Source organism: Kitasatospora sp. NPDC008115, assembly GCF_042957205.1.
Classification (GTDB): Bacteria; Actinomycetota; Actinomycetes; order Streptomycetales; family Streptomycetaceae; genus Kitasatospora.
This window is the reverse complement of sequence record NZ_JBIBHU010000066.1, coordinates 1-8,608: the sequence shown is the minus strand read 5'-3', so window position 1 is coordinate 8,608 and position 8,608 is coordinate 1. Positions and strand designations below refer to the sequence as shown.

Below are 8,608 nucleotides of genomic sequence, written 5' to 3'. Positions count from 1 at the left end.
CCTCACGACCCTCACCGGCCCCCACCACCACCGACCGCACCTCCACACCCGCACCCGCCAACACCCCCGTCAACGCCTCACCCCAACCCCCGTCCTCCACACCCGCACCCACAACCACCAACCACACACCCGAAACCCGCACTGAAGAACCCGACGCCACCGGACGCCACACCACCCGATACCGCCACCCGTCCACCACCGCCGACTCCCGCGACCGCTCCCGCCACGACGACAACGCCGGCATCACCCCACCCAGATCCACCCCGTCACCCACACCCAACAACCCCGCCAACCCACCCACATCACCCCGCTCCACCACCTCCCAGAACCCACCATCACCACCACCCGACGAGACACCCGACACAACACCCAGCCCAGACGTCTCCAACCAGAACCGCTCCCGCTGAAACGCATACGTCGGCAGATCCACCCACTGACCACCACGCCCATCCAGCACCGAACCCCAATCCACCTCCACACCCCGCACAAACGCCTCTGCCAGGGAGGTCAGAAGCCGCCCAACCCCACCCTCACCACGACGAAGCGAGCCCAGAACGACCGCATCCAGGTCGACCGACTCCGCGCACTCCTGCATCCCCACCATCAGCACCGGGTGCGGGCTGGCCTCGACGAAGACGCCGTGGCCCTGCCGCATCAGACCGCGAACCACCGATTCGAACTGCACGGTCTCGCGCAGGTTGCGGTACCAGTAGCCGGCGTCCATCACCGCCGTGTCGATCCGCTCACCCGTCACCGTCGAGTGGAACGCCACGCCAGACGACCTCGGCCGCACCGGGGCCAGCGCCTCCAACAGCTCCGCCTCCAACAACTCCACCTGCGCGGAATGGGAGGCGTAGTCCACCGCGATCCGCCGGGCGCGTACGCCCCGCTCCTCGCAGCCGGCCATCAGCGCCTCCAGGGCGCCGGGTTCACCGGAGACCACCACCGACGCGGGGCCGTTGACCGCCGCCACCGACACCCCACCCGCCGAGTCGGCCAGCAACTCCTCCACCAACGCGCGCGGGGCGCTCACCGAGACCATGCCGCCCAGCCCCGACAGGCGCCCCGCCACCAACCGCGACCGCACCGCCACGATCCGCGCCCCGTCCTCCAGCGACAGCGCGCCCGCCACCACCGCCGCCGCGACCTCGCCCTGCGAATGCCCCACCACCGCCGCCGGCTCCACCCCGAGCGAACGCCACAACGCGGCCAGCGACACCATCACCGCCCACAGCACCGGCTGGACCACGTCCACCCGCTCCCACCGCGGGTCCTCCTCACCCGCCCCCACCACATCCCGCAACGACCACTCCACAAACGGCGCCAACGCCCGCTCACACGCCGCCATCGACTCCCCGAACACCACCGACGAACCCCACAACTCCCACCCCATCCCCACCCACTGCGACCCCTGCCCCGGGAAGACGAACACCACCCGCCCGTCCTGAACCACCCGACCCCGCACAGCCACGCCGGTGCGGGCACCGTCCGCCAGAGCGGCGAGGCCCTCCAGCAGCTCCGCCGCCGAAGCACCGACCACCACCGCCCGCTCCTCGAACCGCGAACGCCCCGACGCCAACGACCACGCCACATCCACCGGCCGCACCCCCGACCGCTCCAACACCCCCACCAGCCGCGCCGCCTGCTCCCGCAACCCCGCCTCGCTGCGCCCCGACACCACCAGAGGCACCACCTCACCCCCCAACGCCACCGGCACCGTCTCCACCTCTACTGGCTCGGCCTCGGGAGCCTGCTCCAGGATCACGTGCGCGTTGGTACCGCTGATCCCGAACGAGGAGACGCCCGCACGACGCGGCCGGTCCTCAGGCCACGCCTGGGCCTCCGCCAGCAGCTCGACGGCGCCCGCCGACCAGTCCACCTGCGGCGAAGGCTCGTCAACATGCAGCGTCTTCGGCAGCACGCCGTGCTGCATCGCGAGCACCATCTTCATCACACCCGCGACACCCGCCGCCGCCTGTGTGTGACCGACGTTCGACTTCAGCGAGCCCAGCCAGAGCGGGCGGTCCTCGGGACGGTCCTGGCCGTACGTCGCCAGCAGCGCCTGCGCCTCGATCGGATCGCCCAGCGTCGTGCCCGTCCCGTGCGCCTCCACCACGTCCACCTCGGCCGCCGACAGACCGGCACTCGCCAGCGCCTGACGGATCACCCGCTGCTGCGACGGACCGTTCGGCGCCGTCAGACCGTTCGACGCACCGTCCTGATTCACCGCACTTCCCCGCACCACCGCCAGCACCGGATGCCCGTTACGCCGCGCGTCCGACAACCGCTCCAACACCACCACACCGACACCCTCACCCCACCCCGTGCCATCCGCCCCCGCCGCGAACGCCCTGCACCGACCATCCGCCGACAACCCGTTCTGCCGACTGAACTCCACGAAGATCCCCGGCGACGACATCACCGTCACACCCGCCGCCAACGCCAACGAGCACTCACCTGACCGCAACGACTGCGCCGCCAGATGCAACGCGACCAACGACGACGAACACGCCGTGTCCACCGTCACCGCCGGCCCCTCCAACCCCAGCGCATACGACAACCGGCCCGAGAGCACGCTCGTCGCACCGCCGGTGAGGAGGTAGCCCCGAGCCTCCTCCGAGCGCTGGTACAGACGCGGGCCGTACTCCTGGGCCATGGCGCCGACGAAGACGCCCACCCAGTCGCCGTGCAGCGAGGCCGGATCCACACCGGCCCGCTCGATCGCCTCCCACGAGGTCTCCAGCAGCAACCGCTGCTGCGGATCCATCGCCGCCGCCTCACGCGGCGAGATCCCGAAGAACGCGGCGTCGAACTCGGCGGCGTCGTAGAGGAATCCGCCGGCCTGCGGGATCGGGCCGCCGTCCTCGCCAGCCGGGCGGGCGAGGTCCTCCAGGTCCCAGCCCCGGTCGCCGGGGAAGCCGGAGATCGCGTCACCCTCCTCGACGAGCAGTTGCCAGAGCTCCTCGGGGGTGGTCACCCCGCCCGGCAGGCGGCAGCCCATCGCGACGATCACGATCGGTTCGTCCTGGACCGGCACGGAGACCGGCGTGAGGAGGCGGTCCCCGGTGCCCAGCAGCAGGTCGCGCACGTGGTCGGCCACCGCGGTCGGGGTCGGACGGTCGAAGAGCAGCGTGCTGGGAAGCCGGCGACCGAGCGCGGCGCCGACCCGGTTGCGCAGCTCCACCGACATGGTCGAGTCGAAGCCGAGGTCGCGGAAGGTCGAGGTGGCGCGGACGTCGGCCGTTCCGCCGTACCCGAGGACCGCCGCGGCCTCGGCGCAGACCAGGTCGAGGCAACGGCGGCGCTGCTCGGCGGGCGCCAGGCCGAGCAGGCTGCGGCGCAGCAGCGCGAAGGCGTCCTCGTCGGCGTCGCCGTCCCCGTCCGGTGCGGCGGCTTCCGCGAGCCCGTCGGTCACCGGCGTCCCGGACACCGGCGTCCCGCCCGCCGACGGCGGGCTCGCCGCTCCGGTCGCGGGGGCCAGCCAGTGGCTTCGGCGCTGGAAGGCGTAGCCGGGCAGGTCGACCAGGCGTGCTTCCCGGCCGCCGAGCACCTTGGCCCAGTCGACCGCGACGCCGTGCACATGGGCCTCGGCGAGGGAGTTCAGGAAGCGTTCGGAGCCGCCTTCGTCGCGCCGCAGGGAACCGAGGACCACCGCGTCCCGGTCGGTCGCGTCGATGCTCTCCTGGATGCCGACGGTCAGCACCGGATGCGGACTCGCCTCGACGAACACCCCGAACCCGGACTCCAACAACCCCCGCACCACCGGCTCGAACAACACCGGCTGACGCAGATTCCGATACCAGTAACCGGCGTCCAGCACCGCCGTATCGACCCACTCACCCGTCACCGTCGAGAAGAACGACACCCCCGACGACCTCGGCCGCACCGGGGCCAACGCCTCCAACAGCTCCGCCTCCAGGAGTTCGACCTGCGCGGAGTGGGAGGCGTAGTCCACCGCGATCCGCCGCGCCCGCACCCCCCGCTCCTCACACCGCACCATCAGCGCCTCCAGGGCGCCGGGCTCGCCGGAGACCACCACCGACGCCGGACCGTTCACCGCCGCCACCGACACCCCACCCCCGGAATCGGCCAGCAACTCCTCCACCAACGCGCGCGACGCGCCCACCGAGACCATGCCGCCCAGCCCCGACAGGCGCCCCGCGATCAACCGCGACCGCACCGCCACCACCCGCGCCCCGTCCTCCAACGACAACCCACCCGCCACCACCGCCGCAGCGATCTCCCCCTGCGAATGACCCACCACCGCGGCAGGCTCCACCCCCAACGAACGCCACAACGCCGCCAACGACACCATCACCGCCCACAGGACGGGCTGCACCACATCCACCCGCTCCAACCCCGGAGCACCCGCCACCCCACCCAGCACATCCCGCAACGACCACTCCACGAACGGCGCCAACGCCCGCTCACACGCCGCCATCGACTCCCCGAACACCACCGACGAACCCCACAACTCCCACCCCATCCCCACCCACTGCGACCCCTGCCCCGGAAACACCAACACCACCCGCGAATCACCACCCACCACACCCCGCACCACACCACCACCGCCACCACCCACCGCCACCGCCCGCAAACCCCCCAGCAACTCCCCCGACCCCGCACCCAACACCACCGCACGGTGCTCGAACATGCCGCGGGAGACTGCGAGCGACCAGGCCACGTCCTCGGGCCGGGCGGCGTCCGCGGCGGCTCCGACCGAGTCGGCCAGCCGCGCAGCCTGCTCCCGCAGAGCCGCCTCGCTGCGCCCCGACACCACCCAGGCGAGTGCGGACGACTCCAGGACGGCCGACTCGGGGTTGCCGGCGGGGACCGGCGCGGCGTCCCGGCCCGGCTCCCAGCGGGTCAGCACGACATGGCAGTTGGTTCCGCCCATGCCGAAGGAGCTGACGCCCGCGGCGCCCGGCGCGCCGTCGCCGCCGATCGGTTCGAGCCGGACCTGCACGCGCAGGTTCGTCTCCTCCAGCGAGATCGCCGGGTTGGGGGTCTCGAAGTTGAGGCTCGGCACCAGCACGCCGTCACGGAGGCAGAGCGCCGTCTTGACCAGGCCCGCGATGCCGGCGGCGCCCTCCAGGTGGCCGATGTTGGTCTTCACCGAGCCGACCGGCAGCGGGGAGCCGGCGCCGCGGGCGCGGCCCAGCACCGCGCCCAGCGCGGCGGCTTCGACCGGGTCGCCCAACGGGGTTCCGGTGCCGTGCAGTTCGACGTAGGCGAGGTCGGACGGAGCAGTGCCGGCCCGCTGGTGGGCGAGCCGCAGCACCTCCTCCTGGGCGCGCTGGTCGGGGGCGGTCAGGTTGGCTCCGCCGCCGTCGTTGTTGACGGCGCTGCCGGCCAGCAGGCAGTGCACCCGGTCACCGTCCGCCAGTGCCGCCGACAGCGGCTTCAGCACGATGACGGCGCCACCCTCGCCGCGAACGAATCCGTTGCCCCGGGCATCGAACGTGAAGCAACGGCCGTCGGGCGAGAGGGCGCCGAGCTTGGAGATGGCGAGGTTTCCCTCGGGTGCGAGGTTCAGGTGCACGCCGCCGGCGAGCGCGACTTCGCACTCGCCACGGCGCAGGCTCTCGGCGGCGAGGTGGACGGCGACCAGCGAGGAGGACTGGCCGGAATCGACCGTGAGGCTGGGGCCGCGCAGGCCCAGTGCGTAGGAGACGCGGTTGGCGATGATGCCGCGCTGGAGTCCGGTGGCGGTGTGGGGCGTGAAGGCCTCCGCTCCCCCGGCGCGGACCAGGGCCGCGTAGTCGTCGGCGATCGCGCCGACGAAGACACCGGCCTGGCGGGCCCGGAAGCGGGCCGGGGCCATGCCGGCGTCCTCGAACGACTCCCAGGCGAGTTCGAGCACCAGGCGTTGCTGCGGGTCCATCGCGGCCGCCTCGCGCGGCGAGATCCCGAAGAACGCGGCGTCGAAGCGGTCCACCCCGTCGAGGAAGCCACCGCGGGAGACGGCGTCCGCCGCCGGACCCGCGCCGGGCAGCGCCGAACGGCGGTTCTCCGGGATGTCGGTGATGGCGTCGACGCCGCCGGTGAGCAGCGCGGCGAAGGCACGGAGGTCCGCCGCCCCGGGAAGCCGGCAGGCCATGCCGACCACGGCGATCGGCTCGTTCGTCACGGGCTGGCCGGCGGCCGCGCTGACTTCGGACCCGATCGTCATGTTATTTCCTTTGCTCATCCAGGATTTCGGCGGCGTCGCGCCCTCGGCGAGGTGGGATCCGACCCGTCGGGAACAATCCGTCAGGGGCCGATCATGGTCGTACCCGATCTTGTTCGGTGAGTCGCTCCGGCGGGCGCCCGGGTCACTTGACCCGGTAGGCGTGGATGACGTCCGACGGCACCCAGACGTCGCCCTGCTGGGCGAAACTCCGCTTCACGTAGTGGTCCTCGTCGACCACCTCGAACTCCTCCTTGGTGATGAACTGCTGGCCAAACCCGAAGCAGTCGCCGACGAAGCGGATCTTCCCGTCCTCGTCCCAGCCCTTGGCCGAAGGGGTCGAGTGGTTCCCCCAGTTGTCGTGGTAGAGGCCGTAGAAGGAGGAGGACGCGGCGCTCCAGCCGAAGATCCAGCGGCCCTCGATGCCGTGTTCCGGAACGCTCTGCAGCAGCTCGTAGACGTGGCCGTTGTAGACCGACCGGGTGGTCCAGCTCGCGGTGCCCGTGGCCGGCGGGTCGGCGACGAGATTGGTGTACTCGACGCGGAACTCGCCGAGCAGGAAGTCCAGATCGCGCATCCGGTCCGAGACGGGGACGGCGTATTCCTGGGCTGCGGTGGGCTCGGTCTCCTGCGTGCTCATAATCGACTCCAGTGGTCGGCGAGATGGTGGAGAGGCGGGGAATTCCCAACGGGTCTGATCAGCCCGCACCTTCGACGAAACTAGTGAGGCTCCGGGACACCGGCAAGGAATGCCGGCGACGTTAGGGGCGGGGCGGAATCCGAACGCGGTTCAGGGGCCCGCCGATAGGGGCGGGTCCGGGTTCGGGGCCTTCGGCCGGGTGCGCCCGCGGGGCCCCCTACCGGGCCCCGGCCCGCAGCGGGAAAGGCCGAACGGGCGGGTGCGCCGGGGTTCCGTGCGGGGTGCGAGCGATCCTCAACGCGCCAGGGCGCCGGGGCCGTTGACCGCGAAGGGGCGGAGCGGGGTGAGCCGGTCGGCCCCGATCCGCTGCCGCAGCCCGGGGTCGGTCACGCCGAGGCCGGGCTCGGGGGCGAGGCAGAGCACGCCGACCTTCCCCAGGTGGCCGTTGGTCTGGACGAGGCGGGTGGCCTCGGCCACCTGGCTGAGCGGGTACACCGACGACAGCATCGGCATGATCCTGCCCATGGAGATCAGGCGGTTGGTCTCCCACATCTCCTGGTAGTTGGCGGCGTGGCTGCCGATCACCCGCTTCAGCTTCATCCAGAGGTAGCGGTTGTCGAACTGGTGCTGGTAGCCGGTGCTGGAGCCACAGGTCACCACGGAGCCGCCGCGGCGGACCACGAAGACGGAGGTGCCGAAGGTGGCCTGCCCCACGTGCTCGAAGACGATGTGCGGGTCCTCGCCGAACTCCTTGCGGATGATTCCGCCGAGCCGCTTGCCGATCCTGATCACTTCCGCGGGGTCGGGCTCGGCACCGTTGACGAGGCCGATCTCCTCGCGGTTGACCACCAGGTCGCAGCCCAGCGCGCGGGCGGCCTCGGCCTTGTTCTCGGAGCCGACGACGCCCACGGCGATCCCACCGGCGTTCTTCACGAACTGGATCGCGTAGCCGCCGAGCCCGCCCGCCGCGCCCCAGATCAGCACGATGTCCCCCTGCTTGACCCGGGCACCGCGGTCACTGACCAGCATGCGGTAGGCCGTGCCGGCGCACAGGAGGTTGGCCGCGGCCTCCTCCCAGGTCAGGTGGGCGGGCTTGGGCAGCAGTTGACTGGCCCGCACCACCGTGAAGTCCGCGAGCCCGCCGAAGTTCGTCTCGAAGCCCCAGGCCCGCATCTCCAGCCCGAGCATGCCGTCCGCGTGGACGGCCGGCTCCTGGTCGTCCACGTGTACCGGGTTCAGCACCACGTGGTCGCCGACGCGCCACCGGCGGACCCCGGAGCCGACCCGCACGATCACGCCTGACCCGTCCGAGCCGACCACCTGGTAGGGCAGGTCGTGCCGCTCGGCCCACCCGCCCTGCCGGGCGTACTGCTTGAGGAACTGGAACGTCGGCAGCGGTTCGAACATGGCCGACCACACCGTGTTGTAGTTCAGGGCGCTGGCCATCACCGCGACGACCACCTCGTCGGGGGCCAGCTCGGGCATCGCGACGGGCCCGACGCGCAGCGACTTCCGCACGTCCTTGTCGGCGACGCCGCGGAACATCTCCGCGTCCTCGGCCCGAAGGTGCGCCGCCGTGTACTCCTTCGGCAGCTCCGCGCGTTCCAGCTCGCCGGGCGGCGCACCCGCCAGGACCGCTTCAACCAAGGAACTCATCACATACCCCTTCCGTCGGCGTGGCGGGGGGCCCCGGGCGCGGGGGGCCCCGCCCCCCGGGGGCGGGGGGGGGCCGGGGGCCGCCACCTCCCCAGCCCTGTGGTTAGCGCCCGCAGCCGCGCCGGCCGTGGCGGCCCGCGAAA

General features: G+C 72.1%; 3 protein-coding genes. All 3 read right to left on the bottom strand.

Translation table 11 applies throughout. The annotated features are described in order from the left end of the window. Nucleotides 1-6,172, bottom strand: a 6,172-nt coding sequence (locus tag ACFZBX_RS36715) for a type I polyketide synthase (protein ID WP_391538161.1), incomplete at its 3' end; no start/stop codon positions are given. A 142-nt stretch (nucleotides 6,173-6,314) separates the two neighbouring features. Beyond that, nucleotides 6,315-6,809 (bottom strand): NlmOI, encoded by a 495-nt coding sequence (locus tag ACFZBX_RS36710; RefSeq protein ID WP_391538160.1) that lies wholly within the window; start codon nucleotides 6,807-6,809, stop codon nucleotides 6,315-6,317. Nucleotides 6,810-7,103: 294 nt separating this feature from the next. Beyond that, nucleotides 7,104-8,465, bottom strand: coding sequence for a crotonyl-CoA carboxylase/reductase (gene ccrA, locus ACFZBX_RS36705; RefSeq protein WP_391538159.1), 1,362 nt, complete (start codon nucleotides 8,463-8,465; stop codon nucleotides 7,104-7,106). Nucleotides 8,466-8,608: the final 143 nt, after the last annotated feature.